The sequence below is a fragment of the Desertimonas flava genome, from assembly GCF_003426815.1.
Classification (GTDB): domain Bacteria; phylum Actinomycetota; class Acidimicrobiia; order Acidimicrobiales; family Ilumatobacteraceae; genus Desertimonas; species Desertimonas flava.
The window spans coordinates 1-23,045 of sequence record NZ_QKYK01000024.1; the positions used below are offsets into that span (position 1 = coordinate 1).

Genomic DNA, 23,045 nt, shown 5'->3' on the forward strand with positions numbered 1-23,045 from the left:
ATCGACCCGTTCGGACCACCCACCAACGGCACCACCAACCTCGACAAACTCATCCCCACCTGTCAACACCACCACCACCGCATCCACGACCACCACCTGCAACTCTCACTCGACCCCGCCACCCGCACCCTGACCATCACCCACCCCGACGGCCACCAAGAACTCCACCCCCACCACGACCGCCGACGACGACGAACCAGCGCCGACCCCGGCACCCACACCAAAACCGCCTAACCAACCACCACCCAGCCACCCCGACACGCCCCCACACCCCCCACCCCCACGACGGTGAGCCTGCCTCGGGAACCCCGGACCGTTCGGTACCGCCGACCCGACCCCGTGCACCGGCGAACCGAACACCCACCCCTTTCAAGGCCGACCGGCGAGAGCGACACACCGGCCGAACCCGACACCCAACGCACCGCACAACGGCCCGTCGGAACTCCCCGGAACGCGCTCACCTTCGCAGGCAGTCGGCCACCACCGACCCGAACCCGACGACCGGCGAACCCAGCACCTACCCCATCAAGGCCAACCGACGATCGCCACAGAGCGACCGAACCCGTCGCACAGCGAAGCAGCCGGACACTCTCTTCGGATCTGTTGGAGACGCGTCAGACGTTCAGAAGACGCCGGCCGGCGGCAGCCCGTCGATCGCGGTGCGGCCGAGGAGCCACAGAAGCCGGGTGACGGGAGGGAGCGACAGCGCCGCCGGCGGCAGTCCGGTGGCGCCCATCGGCTTGCGGGCGTTCCACGCCATCTCGAGCCGCCGGAGCTCCTCGCGCACGTACTCGGCGGGCCAGTCGTCGGGCCCGTACCCGTCGACGCTGAGGTCGACGTGGTGGATCAGGACCTCCCGGCACCGCAGGAACGGCACGTCGGCCGTGGGCAGCGGGGCACCGCCCGAATTGACTCCCCCGCCGTCCCAGCGCTGCTGCCCGGCGATCTTGGCATCGAGGGCGGCCGCCGTGTCGCGGACGTCGTCGACGAGGACGTCCCAAGGTCGGTCGGCGCCGGCATCGATCCCCGCTGCCCGCCCGTCGGCGCCGCCGGGATACTGCTCGACGGACTCGCCACGCTCGGCGCCGTCGAGGATGCGCAGCAGTCCCTCGGCGTTGCGCGCCAGGTGGGTGAGCAGATGGCCTCGCGTCCAGCCGGGCAGCGCGGTCGCCGCACCGGGAGACGCTTCGGGCGTGCCGGACATCGCCTCGAGGTGGGCGACCAGCCGGCCGTGAGCGTCGGCCAGCACGGCGGGTCCCCAGGTGACACTCGGTGCGCTCATCGCGCCAGTCTGGCCCGTGCGGACGCAGCCGGGGGCGATCGGTGGGATGCAACGGGGCCGCGGGCGTGGCAACCTGACGGCATGCAATCCACATCGATGCAGCTGGGGATGATCGGCCTCGGCCGGATGGGCGCCAACATGGTGCGCCGCCTCACCGCTGCCGGGCACGACTGCATCGGCTACGACGTCTCCGCCGACGCCGTGGCGACCCTCGCCGGCGAGGACATCGGCGGCCGCTCCATGCAGGGGACCTCCTCGCTGGAAGAGCTCGTCGCCGCGCTGGACGCCCCCCGGCACATCTGGCTGATGGTGCCAGCGGCCTACGTCGACGCCACGATCGCCAAGCTCGCTCCGCTCCTCGACCGGGGCGACACCATCGTCGACGGCGGCAACTCGTGGTACCGCGACGATGTCGACCGTTCGGGACCGCTGGCGGCCGAGCACGGCATCGACTATCTCGACGTCGGCACCAGCGGCGGGGTCCACGGTCTCGAGCGCGGCTACTGCCTGATGATCGGCGGCGCCACCGAAGCGGTGCAGCGCCTGGCGCCGATCTTCGACACCCTTGCGCCGGGCGTCGAGGCGGCCGAGCGCACCCCCACGCTGGAAGCGGCCGGCGCCGAGCCGTCCACGGCCGAGCGGGGATGGCTGCACTGCGGGCCGAGCGGTGCCGGCCACTTCGTCAAGATGGTCCACAACGGCATCGAGTACGGGATGATGGCCGCCTACGCCGAGGGTCTGAACATCCTCGCCAAGGCGGACATCGGCACGGAGCGTCACGCCAACGACGCCGAGACGGCACCGCTCACCCATCCCGAGTACTACCAGTACGAGTTCGACCTCGCCGCCGTCACCGAGGTCTGGCGCCGCGGCTCGGTGGTCGCCAGCTGGCTGCTCGACCTGACCGCCGAAGCCTTCGCCGCCGACCCCAAGCTCGACGCCTTCGAAGGCAGCGTCTCCGACTCGGGTGAAGGGCGCTGGACGATCACCGCCGCCATCGACGAAGGCGTGCCGGTGCCGGTGCTGTCGGCGTCGCTGTACCAGCGCTTCAGTTCCAGGGGCCGCTCCGACATCGCCGACAAGGTGCTGTCGGCCATGCGTGCCGGCTTCGGCGGCCACGCAGAACGAAAGGACTCGACGCGATGAATGCTCGACGTACCAGAGGTCGGCCACCGACGCCGATCATCACGCAGCCGGGCCGGCAGCGTCCGGCGGACGCCCTGGTGCTCTTCGGCGCCACCGGCGACCTCGCCAAGCGCAAGCTGTTCCCCGCGCTCTACCACATGGAGGATCGCGGCGAGCTGGACGTGCCGATCGTCGGCGTCGCCCGCAGCGACTGGACCGACTCCGACTTCCGCGACAACGCCATCGCCGCGATCGAGGCCTCGTTCCCACCGGCTCAGCCCGGTCGCAAGAAGTCGGGCCCCAAGGCCAGCGTGCTCAAGCGCCTGTCGCGTCGCCTCGATCTCGTGCAGGGCGACTACGCCGACGTCACCACGTGGGCCGCGTTGAAGAGCACCCTCGACGAGCACGGGTCCAAGACCGCCGTCTACTACATGGCGATCCCGCCGTCGATGTTCCCCACGGTCGTCGAGTCGCTGGCGTCGGTCGGCCTCAACGACCGCGGCCGCATCGTGGTCGAGAAGCCCTTCGGCCGCGACCTGGCATCAGCCCATGAGCTGAACAACGTGCTCCACGCCGTGTTCCCCGAGAACCACATCTTCCGCATCGACCACTATCTCGGCAAGGAGTCGGTGGAAGACCTTCTGGTCTTCCGCTTCTCCAACGCGCTGCTCGAGCCGGTGTGGAACCGCCGCTACGTCCGCAGTGTGCAGATCACGATGTCCGAGACGATCGGCGTGGAAGGCCGCGGATCGTTCTACGACTCGGTCGGGGCGATCCGCGACGTCTTCCAGAACCATCTGCTGCAGGTCGTCTCGCTGCTCGCCATGGAACCACCGGTCGGTCACGAGGCGAGCTACCTCCAGGACGAGAAGGCCAAGGTGCTCGCCGCCACGACGGCGCTCGACTGCTCCACGCTCGTACGCGGCCAGTACGAGGGCTACCGTCTGGAGCCGGGCGTCGCGCCGAAGTCCAAGGTCGAGACGTTCGCCGCGGCGAAGCTCGAGATCGACTCGTGGCGTTGGGCCGGCGTGCCGTGGTACGTGCGGGTGGGCAAGGGTCTGGCCCAGGCCGCGACCGAGGCCGTCGTCGAGCTCCAATCGCCGCCCCGGATGCTGTTCGACGAGGCGGGAGGCCCGGCTCCCGAACGCAACCTCATCCGCCTGCGCCTCGGCAAGCGCGACGGCGTGACGTTCCACCTCCAAGCGAAGACCCCCGGCCCTCACCTCGACAGTGAATCGGTCGACGTCTCGGTCGACTTCGCCGCCACGCTCGGCGACCGCCGTGAGGCCTACGAGCGGCTCATCGGCGACGCCCTGGTCGGTTCACCACGCCGGTTCGCCCGCGAGGACACGGTCGAGCAGATGTGGCGCATCGTCGACCCCGCGCTCAGTGAACGCAGCCCGGCGTTCCCCTACCCGATCGGGTCGTGGGGCCCGAAGGAGGCCGACTCGATCCTGGAGAACGGCGACAGCTGGTTCGCACCCAGCGTCTAGACGACCCGGTGCCTCAGTACGCCGTGCCGGTGAGCGGTTGACGCGGCGCCACGAGGCCGGACTCGTAGGCCATCACCACCAGCTGAGCCCTGTCGCGTGCCTGCAGCTTGGTCATCGCGCGGCTCACGTGCGTCTTGGCCGTGATCGGGCTGATCACCAGCTGGGCAGCGATCTCGTCGTTGTTGAGGCCACCGGCGACGAGGGCGACGACCTCCCGCTCACGATTCGTCAGCACGTCGAGCGCGTCCGGTCCGCCGCCGATCGGCGGGCGGGAGACGAACTCGGCGACCAACCGGCGGGTGATCGCCGGCGAGAACAACCCGTCACCTCGAACGGCGAGCCGCACGGCATGGAGCAGCTCGACCGGCTCGGTGTCCTTGACGAGGAAGCCGCTGGCGCCGGCTCGCAGCGCGTTGAACACGTACTCGTCGAGGCCGTAGTTGGTGAGCATCACCACGTGGACATCGGCGAGATCGGGGTGCTCGGCGATGCGACGCGTGGCCTCGATGCCGTCGAGCACGGGCATCTGCACATCGAGCAGCACGACATCGGGCACCAATTCGATCGCCAGGTCGACCCCGTCGCGGCCGTTGCCGGCCTCGCCCACGACCTCGATGTCGTCCTCGGCCTCGAGCAGGGCCCGGAACCCGGCCCGCATCAGCGGCTGATCGTCCACCAACAGCACGCGGATCACGACACCGCTCCCGCCGTCATCGCCGTGCCGGCCAGCGGGAACGTCGCATGCACGGCGAATCCACCCGACGGCTGCGGCCCGGCCGTGAGCCGGCCACCGAAGCCGGCCACCCGCTCGCGCATCCCGATCAACCCGACGCCCGGGATCAGCGTTCCCCGCGCACAACCCCGGCCGTCGTCGTCCACCTCCACCACGAACTCGTCGGAGCCGTAGTGGAGCCGCACCGTCGCCGTCGCCGATCCGGCGTGACGCGAGACGTTCGTCAGTGACTCCTGCACCACCCGGTACGCCGCTTCGCTGACCCCGACCGGCAGCGGCCGTTCCTGACCCGTCACGGTCACCTGGGCGGGCAGCCCCGCCGAGCGCGCCCGCTCGACGAGGTGCGGCAGTCGGTCGAGCCCGCTGCCATTGCGCGCGTCGCCGACGTCGTCGTTCTCCGCCGGCGGTCGCCGCAGGACCGTGAGCGTCGCCCGCAGCTCGCGGATCGCCTCGGCGCTGGCCTCCTCGATGGCGAGCAGGGCCGGCGGCACCTCCTCGCCGTGCTTGCGGGCCAGATGCACGGCCACCCCGGCCTGCACCTTGACGATCGAGATGCTGTGGGTGAGCGAGTCATGGAGGTCGCGTGCGATGCGGAGGCGTTCCTCACTGGCCCGTCGCCGCGCCAGTTCCTCGCGCGTCCGCTCGGCGTCGTAGGCCCGTTGCTCGACCTCGCGGATGTACTCCTGGCGCTGACGCGACACCTGAGCCATCGCCCCGCCGGCCACCATCCAGCCGACCATCAAGAACTTGGCCTCGGCGAGGATGCGCATCGACCGGTCGAGCGACGGCACCGTGTTGACGACACAGCCGACGGCGAGCAGGCCGACGATCATCACGCCGAACGTGACCTTCCACTTCCCGGCCAGCACCGCGGTGTACACCGACACCAGCACCGGCAACGTGGTGAGCAGGCCGGGATAGCCGAGCGCCTGGTATGTCAGCACGCACGCCGCCGTGATGACCAGCACCACCACGGGAGCCTGCCGGCGGGCCACCAGGGCCGCCGACCCGACGATGAGCAGGGCCCGGCCGATCCAGTTCATGTCGCGCACCGACGTCTCGGCCAGCGCCGCCGCGGCGAGCGACAGCAACGCCACGACCACGGCGACGGCGACGTCGACGGCGCAGAGACAGGCGCGACGAGAGCAGCCCATCCCTGCAGGGTAAACACCTTCTGGGTGGATCCGCCTGGTCCCAGGGGTGGATCTTCACGTACTCCCCTGGGAGTACGCGGACGCCGCCCTGCACCGACCGGCGTAGTCGAGGTTCATTCGCCAGGCCGACGACACGGCGGACCTGGAGGTTCACGATGGTGGAGCCCAGTCGCGGGTCTCGTCCCCACCGTTCCGACGGCGACCGATGAGTTCGTGGCCCGGGCCCTGTCACAAACGCACGACGTGGTTCGTCAAACCCCCCGAGAACCACAGGCCCCCTCACCCACCACCCCCCGCCGCGCCGGCCCCGTCGGCACGGCGTCATCGACCGGCCCCGAGCCGGCTCAGCAAGGAGCAACCGTGACGTACGTGGACGAACGCGTCCTCGAACCGGCGCCACCCCCCGGCGCCGGCTCGAATCACCCCAACCAGCGCGGAATTTTCGCTGGCCTCGGCCGCTGGGCGTACCGGCGCCGGTGGCTCGTCGTGGCCATCTGGGTCGCCGTCGCCGTGGTCGGTGGCGGTCTGCTCGGCGCCATCGGCACCGACACCAGGACCGAGTTCACGCTCCCGGACGTGGAGAGCCGCCGAGGAACCGACATCCTCGACGAGCACTTCGGCGGTCAAGGCGCCGGAGCCAGCGGCACCATCGTCTTCACCACCGAGGCCGGTGTGACCGACCCCGCTGTGCAGGACGCGATGTCCGAGCTGTTCGACGAGGTCGGCCGGATCGACGGGGTGCTCGACGTGGCGAGCCCGTACGAGCCCGACGGCGCCCAACAGATCTCGTCGAACGCGAGCTCTGCCGGGCGGATCGCCTATGCGACCGTGGAGCTCCCGTCGGACATCTCGGCGGAGGATGCCGTGTCGATCGGTGAGGACATCCGCGAGGCGGTCCCGGACATCGAAGGGCTCGACGTGCAGGTGGGTGGCATGATCTTCGCCGAGTTCGAGGAACCGACGGCCGAGCTGGTGGGCATCGCCTTCGCCATCCTCATCCTCATCGTGGCGTTCGGGTCGGTGCTGGCGATGGGCCTGCCGATCGGGCTCGGCATCGCCGGCATCGCCGTCGGCACGATCCTCGCCGGGTTCGTCTCGCACATCGTCGAGGTGCCCGAGTTCGCCCAGATGCTCGGCATCATGATCGGCCTCGGCGTCGGCATCGACTACGCCCTGTTCATCGTCACCCGGTTCCGTGAGAACCGCCACAACGGCCAGGACATCGAGCAGTCGATCGTCACGGCGATCAACACCGCCGGGCGGGCCACCGTGTTCGCCGGGTTCACCGTCGTGATCTCGCTGCTCGGCATGCTGCTGATGCAGCTCGGCTTCATCACCGGCATGGCCATCAGCGCGGCCACGGTCGTGGCGGTGACGATGATCGGTTCGGTCACCCTGCTGCCGGCGCTGATCGGATTCGTCGGCACCCGCATCGAGACGACGCGTTGGCGCGGCGTCATCGCCTCCGGTCTCGTCGCCCTGGCCCTGCTCGGTGTCGCCTTCGAGGTCAGCCCGCTGATGCTCGGCCTTCCGCTCGCCGTCATCGTGCTGCTCGCCGGCCTGGTGTTCGCCCCGCTCAAGCGTGAGCTGCCCAAGCGGCGCCAGCGCCCGACGGAGCAGACCCTCGCCTACCGGTGGAGCCGCCTCATCCAGCATCGCCCATGGCCGGCGGCCCTCGCCGGTGTGGCCGTGCTGGTGGTCCTCGCCCTGCCGATCTTCGGCCTGCGCCTCGGGTTCTCCGACGAGGGCAACTACCCGGCCGAGACCGAGACGCGCCAGGCGTATGACCTCACCACCGAGGGCTTCGGCCCCGGCTTCAACGGTCCGCTGATGCTCGCTTCGGAGCTCCCGGCCGGCACGTCGCCCGAGGCGCTCGAGGCAGTCACCGCCGCCCTGCGCGAGAACCCGGGCATCGCCGGGGCCAGCGACGCGATCCTCAACGCCGAGGATCCGGCCGACGCCACAGCAGTGATGTGGCGGGCCTTCCCGACGACGGCGCCGCAGGACGAGGCGACGACCAACCTCGTCAACGACCTGCGCGACGACATCCTGCCGGCGGCCACCGACGGCAGCGGGCTCGACATCGCCGTGACCGGCACGGTGGCGGCGAACATCGACTTCTCCGACTACCTGTCTGCCCGGATGCCGTTGTTCCTGCTCGCCGTGCTCGCCCTGTCGTTCCTGTTGCTGATGGCGGTCTTCCGCTCGGTGCTCGTGCCGCTGAAGGCCGTGATCATGAACCTGCTCGGCATCGGCGCCGCCTACGGCATCATCATCGCCGGCTTCCAGTGGGGCTGGGCCGGGCCGCTGCTCAACGTGGACAGCGGACCGATCGAACCGTTCATGCCGATGATGCTGTTCGCCATCGTGTTCGGCCTGTCGATGGACTACGAGGTGTTCCTGCTCTCCCGTGTGAAGGAGGAGTGGGACCGCACCGGCGACAGCCACACGTCCGTCGCCAACGGCCTCGCCGCCACGGCTCGTGTGATCACGGCCGCCGCGCTGATCATGGTCGTCGTGTTCGGCGCCTTCATGCTCGGTGACGACCGCGTGATCAAGATGGCCGGCCTCGGCCTCGCCGCCGCGGTGCTGCTCGATGCAACGATCATCCGCATGCTGCTCGTGCCGGCGACGATGGAGCTCCTCGGCGACCGCAACTGGTGGCTGCCACGGTGGCTCGACCGCATCCTGCCCAGCATCGACGTCGAAGGTCACGGCGCCACCGAGGCCACCGACCTCGACATCCCGGACGACGCTCGCGAACTCGAGCCCGAGCCCGTCTGATCCAAGATCCCCCGCCGGGATTGGCCGAGCGTTACGGATGGTGCCTGGCACCATCCGTAACGCTCGACGCCATCTCTCGCTCAGCCTGGTGCCGCCGCACTTCGTGACGTCACGCGGTGGCGAGGGAGGCGTCTCAGAACGGCGAGAGACCCAGACGGTTGCGGACGGAGACCATCTCGCCGACGTGGTTGATGCGGTGGCCGATCGCCTCCCACTGCACGAAGAAGGAGGCCGGCTTGCCGGCCCACATGGCGTGGAGCCAGGGCACGGCGGCCTCGGCCACACCGGCCCGCTCGAGCGCCTCGCCGGCGGCCGGCACGTCGCCGAGCCGAGCGAGGTCGAGGGCGCCGAGCAGTTCTGTGCCCGTCGCCTGAACGCTCTCTGCGTAGGTGACGAGTGCCTCGACGTCGACGTCGGCGGTCAGGGCGACGTCCTCGGTCTCGCCGAGCCCGGCGTGGGCCGGGTGACCTCCGAGACCGAGCCGGCCGCGCCACGTGGCCATGGCCGGATCACCGCCGGGGAGCACGGCATTGATCGCCAGGTCGGCGTGATACGTGATGTGGTACAGCAGGTAGGCGATCGACGACCCGCCGTCCCCGACGCCGTCGCGCCACCGGTCCCGCGGCACGATGTCGAGGATCGATCTCGCCATCCGGTCGAACGCCGACGCATGCTCGGTCAGGATCCATTCACGCAGCTCCACCACCCCATCATCGCCGAGCGGCACGCCGTTCGTACACTGACCGCGTGCCGACCGAAGCTCTGACCGAAGACCCGCGTCCCGACGATCAACAGCGGGCTCCGTCCGTCGTCGTGCTCAACACCGGCGACGGCAAGGGCAAGAGCTCCGCCGCGTTCGGCGTGATGATCCGCAGTCTCGCCCGCGGGTGGCCGGTCGCCGTCGTCCAGTTCGTGAAGTCCGGCAAGTGGAACGTGGGCGAGGAGAAGATCGGCCGCCAGCTCGGCGCCGACTGGTTCAACGTCGGCGACGGGTTCACCTGGGAGTCCGACAACCTCGAGCACGACAAGGCGCTGGCGCGGGAGGGCTGGGAGAAGGCCGCCGAGCTGATCGCCGCTGGGGAGCACCGCCTGGTCGTGCTCGACGAGATCACCTACCTCTGCACGTGGGGCTGGATCGACACGGCAGCCGTCGCCGCGGCCATCCGTGACCGTCCCGCCAAGGTCAACATCGTCCTCACCGGCCGCGACGCCCCCGACGAGCTGATCGAGGTCGCCGACACGGTCACCGAGATGCGCAAGGTGAAGCATGCCTACGACGCCGGCATCGACGCCCTGCGCGGCATCGAGTACTGAGCGACGGGCGTGACCGTCACGTTCCTGGTCGGCGGGGCGCGCAGTGGCAAGAGCCGCTTCGCCGTCGAGTTCGGCCGCCGTCACGAGGCGGCCGGGGGCACCGTCTCGTTCGTCGCCACCGCCCCTCGCCTCGACGACGCCGACTGGGCCGAACGCATCGACCGGCACATCGCCGAGCGCCCGGCGTGGCGGACGATCGAGGAACCCGTCGACCTCGTCTCGGCGCTCACCACGGCCGGCGACGACCTGGCGATCGTCGATTGCCTCACGCTGTGGGTGTCCAACCTGATGTTCGCCGAGCAGGACGACGAGGCGATCCTCGCCGCCGCCGCCGAGCTCTCCGACGTCGCCCGGAGCCGTTCCGCCCCGACCGTCGTGGTGAGCAACGAAGTCGGCCTGGGCATCCACCCCCACACCGAGCTCGGCCGCCGCTTCCGTGACGTGCTCGGCACGGTCAATCAACGGGTGGGCACGGCCGCCGACCGCTGCCTGTTGTTCGTCGCCGGCCGGGCCGTCGACCTCGCCGATCCCTTCGACCTCATCTCCCCGGAGTCCCGATGAACCTTCGCGACCTGCTCGCCGATCTGCCCGGCCCCGATGCCGACGCCGTGGCCGCCGTGCACGCCCGTGCCGCCGACATCCTCCGTCCGCCTGGCGCGCTGCAGTGGCTCGACGATCTCGCCGCGTGGATCGCCGGCTGGCATCGCAATCCCCGTCCTCGTGTCGAACGTCCGGTCGGCCTGGTGTTCGCCGGTGACCACGGCGTGGCCGCCGCCGCCAAGGTCAGCGCCTACAACCCCGACGTCACCGCGGCGATGTTCACCGCTTACCAGCAGGGCCGTTCCACGATCAACGCCTTCGCCCGCCACGCCGGCGCCACGCTGCAGGCGATCGACGTCGGCATCGGCAAGCCGACCGGCGACATCCGCTACGAGGCGGCGCTGTCGCCCGAACGGTTCGCCGAGATCGTCGACATCGCCGTCGCCGCCGTCGACGAGGTGGTCGATCAGCGCCACGGTGACCTCCTGGTGCTCGGCGAGATGGGCATCGGCAACACCACCCCGTCGGCGGCGATCTCGGCCGCCCTCGCCGGCGGCGAGGCGGCGGCGTGGGTCGGCCGGGGCACCGGCATCGACGACGAGGGACTGGCCCGCAAACGCACGGTCGTCAAAGAAGCGGTGCGGCGCATCGCCGGAGTCACCGACCCGCTCGAGGTGCTGCGCGAGGTGGGCGGCTCGGAGCTCGTCGCCATCGCTGCGGCGGTCGTGGCGGCCCGGCGGCGATCCCTACCGGTCGTACTCGACGGCTACGTCGTCACGTCCTCGGTCCTCCCGCTGGTGTCGGTCGACGCCCGCGCCCTCGACCACTGCATCGTCGGTCACTGCTCGGCCGAACCGGGTCACCGTTTGCTGCTCGAGCGGCTCGGGCAGCGGCCGCTGCTCGACCTCGACATGCGCCTCGGCGAAGGCAGCGGGGCGATGGCCGCCGTGCCGCTCGTCGCCATGGCGTGCGCCGGGATCTCGGAGGTGCCCACGTTCGCCGAGTGGTTCGGCGGCGAGGCGTCGGGCGCGCCGGCCGACTGACGATCTCGCCATGTCCCTGCCGGGCGCCGTCCAGTTCCTCACGCGGGTGCCGATCCGCCTGCCGCGGGCGGCAACGGCCCGGGCGATCGTGCCCTGGTTCCCGGTGGTCGGTGCGGCCGTCGGCGCCGTGGTCGGCCTGGTGGCGATCGGCCTCGACCGAGTGCTGGCCCCGTTCCCCGCAGCGGCCGTCGGCGTCCTCGCCGGCGTGACGATCACCGGCGCGTTCCACGAAGACGGCTTCGCCGACAGTGCCGATGCCATCGCCGGAGGCGCCACCCGGGAGCGACGCCTGGAGATCCTCCGGGACTCGCGGCTCGGCACCTACGGCACGGCCGCCGTGTGCGGATCGATCGTCCTCCGCGTCGCCGCCGTGACCTCGCTGCTCGACGCCGGCTGGAAGACCACGATCGCCGCGTGCGTCGCGGCCCACGCCATCGCCCGCGTCGCCGGTGTGGTGCTGATGGTCACCGTCGCCCCGGCCGAGCCGGATGGGCTCGGTGCCGCGTTCGCCAGGGAGGTCTCGGCCCGGAGGGCGGGCGCCACGACCGCCGTCGCCGTCGCCATCGGGGCCGCCGCGACGGGCTGGTGGGTGGGTCCGTTCGCCGTCGCCACCGCCGCCGCCATCCTCCTCGTCGCCGTGCTCGCCCGCCGGTCGTTCGGGGGCGTGAACGGCGACCTGCTCGGAGCCGCTGAGCAGGTCGCCGAAATCGCCGTGCTGCTGACGGCGAGCGGCCTCGCCGTCCACCAGGTCTGGTGGGCCTGAGCGCGCCGAATCGTCCTGACGGTTGGCGCCTGGCACCAACCGTCAGGTGACCGCGACGGGCTCCGTCAGCGGACGGGCTCGGGCACGTACGGCGTGACGATGTCGAGCTGGCCGGCCGGGATCTTCACCGCTCCGGTCGTCCACGCCCAAATCGAGACCACCTTGCGGTCGGTGTCGACGTAGGCCTCACGGCCGTGGAGCATGCGGTAGTTGTCGATGCAGAGCAGCTGTCCGGCCTCGAGCCGGAAGCGGGGACCGGTCGAGCGGGCTTCGGCGACGGCGAGGCCCCACCGCTCGACGAACGGGTAGTGGTCGGTCTCGTCGGGACCGAGCCGCGGCAACTGGTACGGGTGGGAGCGCACCTGGGCCCGGCCGCCGGAGGAGAAGCGGGCGATCGGCGCCGGCTCGCCCTGAGGGAAGTTGGGCTCCGAGTGGTCGATCGGCTCGTCCCAGAGGAAGTCGGCCAGCTGTGTGTCCTCGGCCGAGAGAATCGTCGCCAGCTTGAGGGCGTCGACGAGGAACGAGGCGCCGCCGATCGAGCACGGCTTGTCGCACCACAGGAACATGTGGTCCGGCGCGAAGTCACCGAACCCGTAGCCGTCGTTGTGCGCCGGCTGTGTCTTGTCGTAGCTGCCGAGGTGACGCTTGCGCCCGCGGGCGTCGACCGGCTGCTCGGCCACCACGGCGGCCGACTCGTCGCCCGCCGCCTTGGTGGCCTCGAACTGCGGCGCGATGCGCAGCACGCGGCCGGCGAGCATCGCCGAACCGAACGCCACGGCGTCCTCGACGGTCGTGATGCCCGACACCACGGCGGCGCCGTCGAGGGCGACGAGGCCGCGGGCCTGGGCGGGTGTGGTCGCTCGGGACGGGATCAGGTTGGCGGCGCGTACGTCGATCATCGGGGTTCCTCGCAGTCTGTGGTCGGTGGTGGTGGTGTCGTCGGTCGTCAGGTTCGTCAGATGTTCGTTCGCCGTCGCCGGGTCACTCCGCGGCCAGCGCGGCGTAGCGGCTGTCGGAGTGCAGCGGGCCGTCGGGGACGCGATGGGCGGCGGTGGTCCACACCCAGACCCGCCACATCAGTCGCTCGATGTCGGCGTAGGCCTCGCGCCCGTGCATCATCCGGTAGTTGTCGATCACGGCCACGTCACCGGGACGCAGCTTGAACCGGCGCGCCGTCCTCGACGCCCGGGCGATGGCGTCCCACCAGGCTCCGATCATCGCCGCGTCGATCTCGGGATCGTCGCTGTTGAGCGCCGGGCGCTGGTGGACGAATCGCCGCATCATCAGCCGTCCCTCCCTCGTCCGCCCGATCACGGGTGAGCACGAGGGCTGCATGCCCGGCTCGGTCTGGTCCACCGGCACCGTCTGGAGACGGCGCAGCAGCTCGCCACCTGCAGGATGGGCACCGAGGCGGGCGACGACGTCGTCGCCGTCGACGAGGAACGACTCGCCACCGTGCGGGGAGGCGGTGGCGCAGCTGAGGAGGAAGTAGTCGGGGTAGGCGTCGCCGTAGGCGAACCCGTCGGTGTGGGGCTCGAGCGGCGTGGTGTGGTCGATCATCGGCAGCCGCCGGTCGCGCTCGCCGCCGGCCCGCACCAGTGACGGATCGGGTGCGCGCAGGACCGCGGCGCCGAAGATCGCGTGCGCGGCGGCGACGGCATCGTCCGCGGAGGTGCCCCAACCGGCGAGGACGGCCGCGCCGTCGCGTTCGACGATCCGACGAACCTCACCTGGCTCGGTGGTGACCACCGGAACGAGACCACACTCCATGGCCTGACGGTACGGATCGCTGATTACCTGCCGATCAACCAGCCGTGACGATCGCGTTTCCGGCGACCCCGGGTGCGCTCCACCTTTATGCGCTGTCAACGGGGACGAAACATGCCCGACCCACCGCAGGCGTACAACACGACCATGCACGACGCCAGCGGGATCTCCATCCGCGGTCTCTCCAAACAGTTCCGCCTCGGCCGCGGTGACGTCCGGGCGATCGAGCGTGTCGATCTCTCCGCGCCAGCCGGATCGTTCACCGCCCTGCTCGGCCCCAGCGGCTGCGGCAAGTCGACGGTGCTGCGGATCCTCGCCGACCTCGAGACGCCGACGACCGGCGAGGTGCTCGTGCACGGCGAACCGCCGGCGGCGGTGCGCACGTCGGGCGCCCTCGGCATCGCCTTCCAGGACGCCGCCCTGCTGCCGTGGCGCACGGTGCATCAGAACATCGCCCTCGCCGCCCAGGTGACCGGGCGGCCGGTCGACGACGCGGCGATCGCCGCGCTGATCGAGCTCGTCGGCCTCGGCGGATTCGAGCGGGCCCGACCGGCCCAGCTGTCGGGCGGCATGCGCCAGCGTTGCGCGATCGCCCGGGCCCTGGTCACCGACCCGACCGTGCTGCTCCTCGACGAGCCGTTCGGCGCGCTCGACGAGATGACCCGCCGCCACATGAACATCGAGCTGCAGCGCATCTGGTCGGAGCGCTCGGTGACGACGCTCCTGGTGACGCACTCCATCGACGAGGCCGTGCTGCTCGCCGACCAGGTCGTCGTGATGACTCCTCGACCGGCACGCATCGCGGCGGTGGTCGACATCCCGTTCGCCCGTCCCCGGCTCCCCGAACTGACCCGGACGCCAGAGTTCCACGCCGTCGTCGACGAGATCTCGGGCCTGCTCTTCGACCGCTTCGCCCCGACCGCCCTGGCGGCCGGGTGACGGACACGATGCTCACGACGATCGACCGGCCGCGGCTCCCCTCCCCCCGGGGAGCCGCGGCCGCCGCAACGTGGATCCAGCGCGCCATCGGCATCGCCGCGTACCTCGCGCTCTGGGAGATCGCCGGCCGCCGGCAGTGGCTCGGCCGCACCTTCCCACCCGTCTCGGACATCGTCGACAAGGTCATCGATCCGGCCCAGCGCGACGTCGTGCTGCGCGCACTCCGGACCACGGCCACGTCGAGCGGTCTCGGCTTCGTGATCGGCGTGACCGCCGCCGTCGTCGGCGCGGTGGCCGCCCTGGTCGTACCGGTCCTGCGGCCCGGCATCAACCAGCTGGCCACGATCCTCCACGCGATGCCCGTGATCGCTCTCGCCCCGCTGTTCATCGTCACGCTCGGACGGGAGCGCACACCCGTGGCGATCGCCGCCCTCGCCGCCGGCTTCGCCATGTTCGTCGCCGCCACTGCGGCCGTCGAGACGGCGCGGCCCATCCATCACGACGTCTTCACCGCGCTCGGCTCGAGCCGGCGCCGGCGACTCGTCAGCCTGCAACTGCCGGCAGCCCTCCCCGGCCTCGCCGACGGCCTCCGCCTCGCCGCGCCGGCCGCCGTTCTCGGTGCCGTCCTCGGCGAGTGGTTCGGCGCCCCGCGGGGCATCGGCGTGCTGATCGTGAGCGCCATGCAGAACTACCAGATCGCCTTGCTGTGGGCCGCGGCCGTGCTCGCCGCCGTGCTGTCGATGCTGACGTTCGGCGCGTTCACCGCGCTGGCCCGCTGGACCACCGAACGATGGGGAGTGTGAACATGGCCATCGCCGATCTCGATGCGCTGCAGCGCGCTGACGACACCCTGGCCAGCACATCGCGGGTCGACAACAGCCGGGCGATCCCGTCGGCCGTCGTCCGACGCACCGTCACGGCGGTGGGGCGATTCGTGAGCCGGTGGTGGGCCGTCGCCCTGGTCGTCGTCGTGTGGCAGCTGTGGGTGTCGCTGACCGGCTTCAACAGCATCGTGCTCCCCCGGCCCACCGACGTGGTCGCCGACCTCGTCGGCCACCCCGGTGCCTACGCCGGCGACACGGCCCGCACGATCGGCCTCGCCCTCGTCGGCATCGCCATCGGGATGGCGATGGGGTTCGCCGTCGCCGTCGCCACGTGGGCGTCGTCCATCGTCGCCGGTGCCATCAGCCCGCTCGTGCTGATGCTGCGCTCGATCCCCATCGTCGCCGTCATCCCTGTCGTCGCCCGCGTCGTCGGCTACGGCAACAAGGTCGTGCCGATCGTGACGATCATGCTGGCCTTCTTCCCCGCCTACGTCATGACCACGTCGGGGTTGCGCTCCGCCTCGTCCACGTCGATCGACCTGCTGCGGGCGCTCGGCTCGTCGCGCTGGACGCTCCTGCGACGGGTGCTCGTGCCGTCGGCGATCCCCAACCTGCTCGTGGCGCTCCGGCTCTGTGCGTCCAGCGCTGTACTCGCCGCGATGGTCGCCGAGTTCCTCGCGGGGACCAACGGCCTCGGCCGGCTCTTCTCGAACAGTCGCGTCCGGTTCGACAACGAGCGGGCGTGGGGTGCCGCCCTCATCGCCACCGCGCTGTCGGTCGTCTTCTTCCAGTTGGCCCTGCGCGTCGAGCGCTGGGGCCGGGCCCGGTTCCGCTGACCCGATCCCCCTCACGCAATCCCGCCACGCAATCCCACCACGCAATCTCGCCACGCAATCCCACCACGATGACTGGAGCACCATGACCCCACGCCCGGCTCTACCCATTGCATCGACGATGCTGACGCGACGCCGCATTCTCGCGGCCGGGGCGTCCGGCCTGGCGGCCCTCGCCGTCGGCGGGCGATCCGCGGGTGCCCGTTCCCTGGCGACGGCACGCCGGCTGCCGATGTCGTCCTCGCCGGTGACGCTGGACATCGCCATGGGCTGGATCAAGAACGTGGAGTACGCCGGGTCGTGGCTGGCGATCGAGAACGGCTTCTACGAGGCCGAGGGCCTGGAGGCGAACTACCTACAGGGTGGCCCCAACGCGCCGGCGCCGCCCGTTGCCATCGCCGCCGGCGACGGGGTGATCGGCGTGATGCCGAGCATGACGACGCTGCTCGACGCCATCAACGAGGGCAACGACTTCGTCGTGTTCGGCACCCAGTACCAGTCGTCTCCCGGCGCCGTGCTCTCGCTCGCCGACAAGCCGGTCACCAAGCCCGAGGACCTCGTCGGCATCACGTTCCTCGGTCAGGAGGGCGTCAACGTGTTGATCGACGCCGTGCTCGACATCGCCGGCCTCCCGAAGGACTACGACTTCGTCGTCGCCGGCTTCACCCCCGATCCGCTGATCGAGGGCCAGGGCGACGCCTACTCGTGCTTCGCGGTCAACCAGCCGATCACCCTGGAACAGCAGGGAATGGTGGAAGGCGAGGACTTCGTGGTCACCACGTGGGCCGACCTCGGCCTGCCGAGCTACTCCAACCTCTTCTTCGCCGAACGGTCGTGGCTGGCCGACAATCGCGACACCGTCGTCGGCTTCATCCGGGCGACCATCAAGGGCTGGGAACAGAACGAGGTCGACCCGGCGGTGGCCGCAGCCCTCGCCGTGGAGAAGTACGGCGCCGACCTCGGGCTCGATCTCGCCCAGCAGACGCGCCAGAACGAACTGCAGATCCCGCTCATGAAGAGCGACCTCACCGACGCGTCGGGGTTGTTCCGCATCGACCCGGAGCTGTGGGACGGGGCGATGACCGCGGCCTACCTCGCCGCCGACCGCGAGTCGGCGCCGGCGGCCGCCGACGTGCTCGACCTCACCATCCTCGACGACGTCTTCGGCGACGCCACCACGCTGCTGTGAGCGCCGGGATGTCCTCCACCACCTCCGACACGCTCGTCGAGGCGTTCCAGCGCGACGGCTACGTCGTCGTGTCCGGCCTGTTCAGCGACAGGGAGCTGGACGCCCTCGACACCGCCATGGCCGCCCTCCAACGGGGCGTGGCCACGGGAGCGATCGACCGGGCCCGGTACGCCGGGGACTACCTCACGTCGGCGGCGCCCGGCGAGACGCTGCCGTTCGTCAACTACGTCAAGGACGTCACGACGCTGTCGGCCGAGGCCGATGCTGCGTTCACCCACCCGGTGCTCGTCGAGCTGATCCGGCGGGGTCTCGACGTTGACGACGTGTGGCGCTTCGGCGAGGAGCACGGCTCCCGGTTCGGCGTCGTGTACCAGGACTCGAGACCGGGTCAGGAGTCGGGGTACAGCAGGATCGGCTGGCACTCGGACCACCAGGCCTTCCCCAACTCCGACTTCTTCCCGTCCGTGGCGCTGACGCTCCACCTCGATGCCACGTCGCCCGCCAACGGCTTCCTGCGCGTCGTGCCCGGCAGCCATCTGTGGCCGACCGACGGGATGCCGCTCGGGTTCGAGAAGATCGCCGGCGAGGTGGCGGTGTACTGCGATCGCGGCGACGTGATCCTCCACCACTGCGATCTCTGGCACTCGGCGGCGAGGGCGACCGAGGACCCGCCCGGTGGGATCCGCCGTCACCTCCGCGGCAGCTGGAACGCCGGCCGTCGCCCCGAGCCGGGCGAGGAGATCGAGGCGTTCAACAAGAACGCCGCTCGCTGAGTCGATGACGGGACCTAGCCTCCCGAGTACCGGGTGGTCGGGCTATCGGCGCCGGGTTCCGGGTCCGAAGACGGGCGGTGGTGGCGTGGTGTAGGTCCGCCCGGTGGGGGTGGTGATCGTTAACGTGGGCGAGTTCGGATGGCCAGATGTGGAGCGTTTGGTGACGGTCCAGCCGGGGAGCTCCTTGATCTGGTTGTAGGAAGCGCACGCGAGTTGGCCGTTGGCGACGGCGGAGTCGCCGCTGCGCCGGTAGGGGTCGACGTGATCGAGCTCGAGGCCGTGGTCGGTGTCGCACACCGGCATACGGCACACGTTGGCGTCTCGGGCACGGATCCAGCGGGCGGCATGGGGATGGAACCGTCGGCGGTGCTGATCGACGGCACACACGGTGTCGTCGGCGGGGTCGGTGAGCAGTCGCCGCACCCAGACCTCCACTCCCGACCCCACCCCTGTGCTCGCGTCGGGTTGGTTGGTGATCGTGTCGAGGAACTCGCGGGCCCAGGCGGCGGGGATGGGGCCGTAGCCGGTGATGACGCCGGGTTCGGTGCCGGTGCCGAGGAGCGATTCGGCGGGGATGGTGATGTCGAATTCGATGTGCACACCGGGACGGTCGCGTCGTCCGGACAGCAGATCGACGAACATGTCGGCGCGCAATTGGTCGAGCGCCCGCTCGTCACCGTTGCTGCGCGCCTCGCGTGCAGCCCGGTCCAAGGTGCCGTAGGCGGCGACGCCGTCACGCATCGGCACCAGGCCGGTGATGCGAACCATGCCGTCGGCGACGGGCCGGATGGTGACACTGCGTTGTTCGGCGGCGCGAGCGTGGCGCTCGAGAAATCCGGCCTCGTCGAGCTCGATCGCCAGACGGCGGGCTGCGGATTCGGCTTTGCCGACACCCAACCCGACCAATTGGTGGGCGAGATCGGTGTCGACCCGGCGGGCCAACTCGTCGCACATGTGCTGACACTCGCGCACGACGACTGTGGCGACTCGTTCGGACACGTCCCCAGAGCGCAGCAGCCCCCCGAGGATCGGGGACCGGGCATCGAGTTGCCGGGCCAACCGCATGTCGGCCGCGGCGTGCTGCGGCGAGACCCGTCGAGCGAGGCCCAGTTCGTCGGAGACGCCGCGCCCGACCCACCGGGCAGGCACTCCCTGGTCGCGATGCTCGATGATCGTCGCGTCGGCGAACGCGACCGACACCTCGGCCCGCAACCCGGCCGCAGCGTTGACGATCCGTTCCAGCAGTGTCACCTGCTCAACCTGACCATCGGTGGTCGACGCTGGACCCATCGCGACGATCACACTCAGCATGTCGGACAACCGATCGACGAGTGCCTGATCGCCAGCCGGCAACGACGACCGCGATGTACGAGGCGGTGGTGGGTCTGGTGTCGGTGCTGGGGCCGTCGCGTACGCGGCGCCAGGGGGTGGGGAATCAGTCGAGTGCCACATCGGGGCCTCCTCGCGGTCTGCTCACTTGCAGGGCGACGCATGTCGCCGATTCCCTCAGAAGACGATCCGACTCAGTGTCCGATCCCAGGACCCAGCGTTGCGGGTTCGGGGATCGGGGCCGAGCTCCACGGCTGGGCACGACATTCGATCCCGTCGAGGTCGTCCATCAATCTATCAGAGGCACGTTCTGTGAACCACTCATTTCTGCGATTTCTGCGGCATTGTCAGTCTCAGCCATCACATGCTGCCGACCGGACTCCTAACAAGGCAGAACTGGCATTCGCCTCTGGTCGAGACGTCGAGCGCCCGTGTTCGGAGAACGCGTGTCGGCCAGTGCAGACATCGACCGACCGACACGCTCGGAGCTACCGGAGTGCCACCGGTGACCAGTCGGACACCGCGGCGCAGGAGTCCATCGCATGGTGGCGAAGTTGATCTTGCGGGGGTAGGCCGAGTAGCCGGCGATCAACACGAGCGGCTTGAACTCGCGGGCAGAAGCGGCCACCTGGTCGTAGTCGAGGCGTCGATGCCCGAATGAGGCTGCACATAGGCGTGTTCCGCGCCGAACAGCGCTGTGGCGTGTTCGGCCGGATCGGGTGCCTCACGGCCCGTCGACGCCGCTCTCGACGAGGGCGAGCAAGGCCGGCGACACCGACGCGTCCGGGCCGATGGCGGCGGCGACGGCGAGGCGGATCGCCTCCATCGTGGCGAACTGGACGACGGTGGAGATCGGCTGGCGGGGATGGGCCTCGCCGGTCGCCACCCCACCGAAGATCACGTTGTGGTCGGCATGCTCGGCGGCGAGCGACCGCGAGAACGTGCTGACCAGGATGACGGTCGCCCCGCGCTCCCTGGCCACCCGGGCGACGAGGCGGGCGTGGCGATGGCTGCCCGTGAAGCAGACGACGATGCAGACGTCGCCCGGCGCGAGCGTGCTGGCGACGACGATCTGACGTTGGAAGTCGGTCGGGGACTCGACGGCGAGGGAGAGCCCGGCGAGACCGAGGGCGAGCGCCTCGCCGGCGGGGACCGACCACCCGTACGACACCACGGCGACCCGGCGGGCCGACGAGATCGCCACACCGACCGCCGCCACGACGGACTCGTCGATCGTCGACGCGGCGTGGACGAGCGCACTCGCAGCAGCGCGGAGGAAGGCCCCGGCCGAACCGTCGGCTTCGTCACCGTCGTCGGCGTCACCTGCTCCGGCCGCCTGGGCGTCGACCGCCAGCCGCATCACACACTCGCGGAAACCGGAGAACCCGAGTTGTTGGCACGTGCGCACCACGGTGGCGGGGGACGTGTCGGAGCGCTCGGCGATCTCACCGGCCGATGCCCGCGCCAACTCCTGGCTGGTCATGGCGAGCAGCACCTCGGCGACACGCCGCTGGCCGGGATGCAGCGAGGGCGCCGCGGCACGAACCTGGTCCCACGCCTGACCGAGCGTTGCTGACGCGTTCATGGCGTCGCTCCGCGGACTTCAGCCTCGCTTCGACCCGATGTCACCACCCGTTCACCGTCCCCTGCTTCGATGTCTGTGAAACACAATTTCACCGTAGCACCGCTCGACGGATCAGCGTTTCACGCCATCTCGGCCCCGGTCCCCCACTTCACGGAGCACTCCCCACCATGTCACACCCTCCCGTCCCGCGCCGCCGACCCGACCGTCGGCACGTCAGCGCCGGCGCCGTGCTCGCCGGCGCGCTGGCCGCGCTCGCCACGACCGCGCCAACGGCTGACGCAGCCAGCGACGATCTCGCCATCGACCTCCCGGCAATCCCCGCCGGCACCGAGGTCGACATCTCGTTCGAGTCGTACAACTTTGCCATGGCCGGCGCCGGCGCCGACACGATGAACCAGCTCGTCGACGAGTTCGAGGCTGCGCACCCGAACATCCACGTCGAACGGCGCACGCCGACCGACATGGCCAACTTCACGGCGAGCGTGCAACAAGAGATCGTCGCGGGCGACCCGCCGTCGCTCGCCCAGATGCTCTTCCAGACCGACCTCATCGTCAACCAGCTCGGCGCGCCGAGCTGGGACTCACTCCTCGGAGCAGAGGGCGTCGACGCCTACTTCGACGGGCGTCTCACCGGCGACCACCCGGTTCACGACCGGGCCGCGGTGCTCGGGGACTACGGCGGCGAGACCTACCTGTTCCCCTTCGTCTTCTCCACGCCGACGCTGTTTCTCAACCGCACGCTGTTCGAAGCGGCCGGGCTCGACCCCGATGCCCCGCCGGCGACGTGGGACGAAGTCCGCGCCGCCGCCTCGGCGGTCACCGAACAGACCGAGGCCGACGGCATCTACGTGCAGTGCACAGGCGAGCCGACCACCGACTGGTGCTACCAGGGCATCGTCAAGTCGAACGGGGCGACGCCGATCAGCGCCGACCTGTCGACGCTGGCGTTCGACAGCCCCGAGGCGATCGAGGCCACCGAGATGCTCGCCGGACTGGTGTCCGACGAACTGTTCCCCGACGTGGCCGGAGCGGACGCGACCGAAGCGTTCATCAACGGCGACCTCGCCATGATCCTCACCTCGTCAGTGCTGACGGGCTCGTTCCTCCCCGCGGCAGCGGCCAACGGGTGGCAGCTCGACGCCACCGGACTCCCGGCGTTCGGCGACCGGCCCGTCGTGCCGACCAACAGCGGTTCCGGTTTGGCGACGTTCGCCACCGACCCGCTCGAGCAGCGCGCCGCGTTCGAACTCGTCACGTTCCTCACGTCCGACCACGCGTACTCGATCATCACGTCGCAGATCGGGTACCTCCCGCTGCGCACCGGGATCGTCGACGAGCCCGACCTGCTCGGCCCCTGGCTCGAAGAGCACCCGTTCCTTCAGGACAACCTCGACCAACTCGATCACCTCGAACCCTGGCTGTTCCCGCCGGGAACGGAGGGGCCCCAGATCACCACGATCTGGCTCGACGCCATCAGCCAGGTCGTGTTCGACGGCGCCGACGCCGCCGCCACCCTCGCCGACGCCCAAGCCCGCGCCACCGACCTCATGCCCGGAAACTGAGAGGACCTCTCCC

General features: G+C 70.4%; 21 protein-coding genes and 2 pseudogenes. 14 read left to right on the plus strand and 9 right to left on the minus strand.

Translation table 11 applies throughout. The annotated features are described in order from the left end of the window. Positions 1 to 234, plus strand: a pseudogene (locus tag DN771_RS21465) (hypothetical protein); the annotation flags it as partial. A gap of 388 nt (positions 235 to 622) precedes the next feature. Here DN771_RS21465 and DN771_RS21470 read toward each other — a convergent pair. Further along, entirely contained in the window at positions 623 to 1,282 is a 660-nt protein-coding gene (locus DN771_RS21470) for a maleylpyruvate isomerase N-terminal domain-containing protein (protein WP_116999618.1), read from the minus strand. A 96-nt stretch (positions 1,283 to 1,378) separates the two neighbouring features. Here DN771_RS21470 and gnd point away from each other — a divergent pair, with 96 nt between their 5' ends. Together gnd and zwf are read left to right on the plus strand one after the other, a co-directional pair. Beyond that, on the plus strand, positions 1,379 to 2,428 hold the full coding sequence (gene gnd, locus DN771_RS21475) for a phosphogluconate dehydrogenase (NAD(+)-dependent, decarboxylating) (protein WP_116999685.1): 1,050 nt from the start codon (positions 1,379 to 1,381) through the stop codon (positions 2,426 to 2,428). After that, positions 2,425 to 3,900: a glucose-6-phosphate dehydrogenase gene (zwf, locus tag DN771_RS21480; RefSeq protein WP_116999619.1), complete on the plus strand. Its 1,476-nt coding sequence runs from the start codon at positions 2,425 to 2,427 to the stop codon at positions 3,898 to 3,900. The genes gnd and zwf overlap by 4 nt, the downstream gene beginning before the upstream one ends. Positions 3,901 to 3,913: 13 nt before the next feature. Here the strand turns inward: zwf and DN771_RS21485 are convergent, their stop codons facing one another. Both DN771_RS21485 and DN771_RS30545 read right to left on the minus strand, forming a co-directional pair. Then, positions 3,914 to 4,594: a response regulator gene (locus DN771_RS21485; RefSeq protein WP_116999620.1), complete on the minus strand. Its 681-nt coding sequence runs from the start codon at positions 4,592 to 4,594 to the stop codon at positions 3,914 to 3,916. Continuing rightward, entirely contained in the window at positions 4,591 to 5,787 is a 1,197-nt protein-coding gene (locus DN771_RS30545; RefSeq protein ID WP_116999621.1) for a sensor histidine kinase, read from the minus strand. Before DN771_RS30545 ends, DN771_RS21485 begins: the two co-directional genes overlap by 4 nt. Positions 5,788 to 6,147: 360 nt before the next feature. Here DN771_RS30545 and DN771_RS21495 point away from each other — a divergent pair, with 360 nt between their 5' ends. Next, a complete protein-coding gene (locus DN771_RS21495; RefSeq protein ID WP_227462433.1) occupies positions 6,148 to 8,571 on the plus strand; it encodes an MMPL family transporter in 2,424 nt (807 codons plus the stop codon). 133 nt (positions 8,572 to 8,704) lie between these two features. Here the strand turns inward: DN771_RS21495 and DN771_RS21500 are convergent, their stop codons facing one another. Next, positions 8,705 to 9,274, minus strand: a complete 570-nt coding sequence (locus DN771_RS21500; protein ID WP_162942235.1) for a hypothetical protein — start codon at positions 9,272 to 9,274, stop codon at positions 8,705 to 8,707. 44 nt (positions 9,275 to 9,318) lie between these two features. On the opposite strand from DN771_RS21500, the gene cobO reads away from it, so the two are divergent. The 4 genes from cobO to cobS are packed head-to-tail and all read left to right on the plus strand — an operon-like array spanning position 9,319 to position 12,231. Further along, on the plus strand, positions 9,319 to 9,885 hold the full coding sequence (cobO, locus tag DN771_RS21505; RefSeq protein ID WP_116999623.1) for a cob(I)yrinic acid a,c-diamide adenosyltransferase: 567 nt from the start codon (positions 9,319 to 9,321) through the stop codon (positions 9,883 to 9,885). Between the two features lie 9 nt (positions 9,886 to 9,894). Continuing rightward, positions 9,895 to 10,446: a bifunctional adenosylcobinamide kinase/adenosylcobinamide-phosphate guanylyltransferase gene (locus tag DN771_RS21510; RefSeq protein WP_116999624.1), complete on the plus strand. Its 552-nt coding sequence runs from the start codon at positions 9,895 to 9,897 to the stop codon at positions 10,444 to 10,446. After that, a complete protein-coding gene (cobT, locus tag DN771_RS21515; protein WP_116999625.1) occupies positions 10,443 to 11,468 on the plus strand; it encodes a nicotinate-nucleotide--dimethylbenzimidazole phosphoribosyltransferase in 1,026 nt (341 codons plus the stop codon). The genes DN771_RS21510 and cobT overlap by 4 nt, the downstream gene beginning before the upstream one ends. 10 nt (positions 11,469 to 11,478) lie before the next feature. Further along, positions 11,479 to 12,231 carry an adenosylcobinamide-GDP ribazoletransferase gene (gene cobS / locus DN771_RS21520; protein ID WP_116999626.1) on the plus strand — a complete coding sequence of 251 codons (753 nt, stop codon included), beginning with the start codon at positions 11,479 to 11,481 and terminating at the stop codon, positions 12,229 to 12,231. A 65-nt stretch (positions 12,232 to 12,296) separates the two neighbouring features. Here the strand turns inward: cobS and DN771_RS21525 are convergent, their stop codons facing one another. Together DN771_RS21525 and DN771_RS21530 are read right to left on the minus strand one after the other, a co-directional pair. Continuing rightward, the gene (locus DN771_RS21525) at positions 12,297 to 13,130 is read right to left on the minus strand and encodes a TauD/TfdA family dioxygenase (protein ID WP_116999627.1); all 834 of its coding nucleotides are present in this window, start codon (positions 13,128 to 13,130) and stop codon (positions 12,297 to 12,299) included. A gap of 82 nt (positions 13,131 to 13,212) precedes the next feature. Further along, positions 13,213 to 14,001, minus strand: a complete 789-nt coding sequence (locus DN771_RS21530; protein ID WP_116999628.1) for a TauD/TfdA family dioxygenase — start codon at positions 13,999 to 14,001, stop codon at positions 13,213 to 13,215. Between the two features lie 111 nt (positions 14,002 to 14,112). Between DN771_RS21530 and DN771_RS21535 the strand changes: the two genes are divergently transcribed. From DN771_RS21535 to DN771_RS21555, 5 genes are all read left to right on the plus strand, one after another. Next, positions 14,113 to 14,937, plus strand: coding sequence for an ABC transporter ATP-binding protein (locus tag DN771_RS21535; RefSeq protein ID WP_116999629.1), 825 nt, complete (start codon positions 14,113 to 14,115; stop codon positions 14,935 to 14,937). Positions 14,938 to 14,945: 8 nt separating this feature from the next. Continuing rightward, the gene (locus DN771_RS21540) at positions 14,946 to 15,740 is read left to right on the plus strand and encodes an ABC transporter permease (RefSeq protein WP_162942236.1); all 795 of its coding nucleotides are present in this window, start codon (positions 14,946 to 14,948) and stop codon (positions 15,738 to 15,740) included. A 2-nt stretch (positions 15,741 to 15,742) separates the two neighbouring features. Beyond that, on the plus strand, positions 15,743 to 16,597 hold the full coding sequence (locus DN771_RS21545) for an ABC transporter permease (protein WP_162942237.1): 855 nt from the start codon (positions 15,743 to 15,745) through the stop codon (positions 16,595 to 16,597). Positions 16,598 to 16,715: 118 nt separating this feature from the next. After that, positions 16,716 to 17,783 carry an ABC transporter substrate-binding protein gene (locus DN771_RS21550; protein WP_162942238.1) on the plus strand — a complete coding sequence of 356 codons (1,068 nt, stop codon included), beginning with the start codon at positions 16,716 to 16,718 and terminating at the stop codon, positions 17,781 to 17,783. A gap of 8 nt (positions 17,784 to 17,791) precedes the next feature. Then, positions 17,792 to 18,556, plus strand: coding sequence for a phytanoyl-CoA dioxygenase family protein (locus DN771_RS21555; RefSeq protein WP_116999687.1), 765 nt, complete (start codon positions 17,792 to 17,794; stop codon positions 18,554 to 18,556). A gap of 42 nt (positions 18,557 to 18,598) precedes the next feature. Here the strand turns inward: DN771_RS21555 and DN771_RS21560 are convergent, their stop codons facing one another. The 3 genes and pseudogenes from DN771_RS21560 to DN771_RS29725 all read right to left on the minus strand — a co-directional run bounded on the left by DN771_RS21560 (position 18,599) and on the right by DN771_RS29725 (position 21,470). Further along, the gene (locus DN771_RS21560) at positions 18,599 to 19,807 is read right to left on the minus strand and encodes an HNH endonuclease signature motif containing protein (protein WP_162942239.1); all 1,209 of its coding nucleotides are present in this window, start codon (positions 19,805 to 19,807) and stop codon (positions 18,599 to 18,601) included. A 616-nt stretch (positions 19,808 to 20,423) separates the two neighbouring features. After that, positions 20,424 to 20,528: pseudogene (locus tag DN771_RS30920) on the minus strand (hypothetical protein); the annotation flags it as partial. Between the two features lie 81 nt (positions 20,529 to 20,609). Then, the gene (locus DN771_RS29725) at positions 20,610 to 21,470 is read right to left on the minus strand and encodes a MurR/RpiR family transcriptional regulator (protein WP_162942240.1); all 861 of its coding nucleotides are present in this window, start codon (positions 21,468 to 21,470) and stop codon (positions 20,610 to 20,612) included. A 167-nt stretch (positions 21,471 to 21,637) separates the two neighbouring features. On the opposite strand from DN771_RS29725, the gene DN771_RS21580 reads away from it, so the two are divergent. After that, positions 21,638 to 23,032, plus strand: a complete 1,395-nt coding sequence (locus DN771_RS21580) for an ABC transporter substrate-binding protein (protein WP_162942241.1) — start codon at positions 21,638 to 21,640, stop codon at positions 23,030 to 23,032. The last annotated feature ends 13 nt before the right edge of the window (positions 23,033 to 23,045 follow it).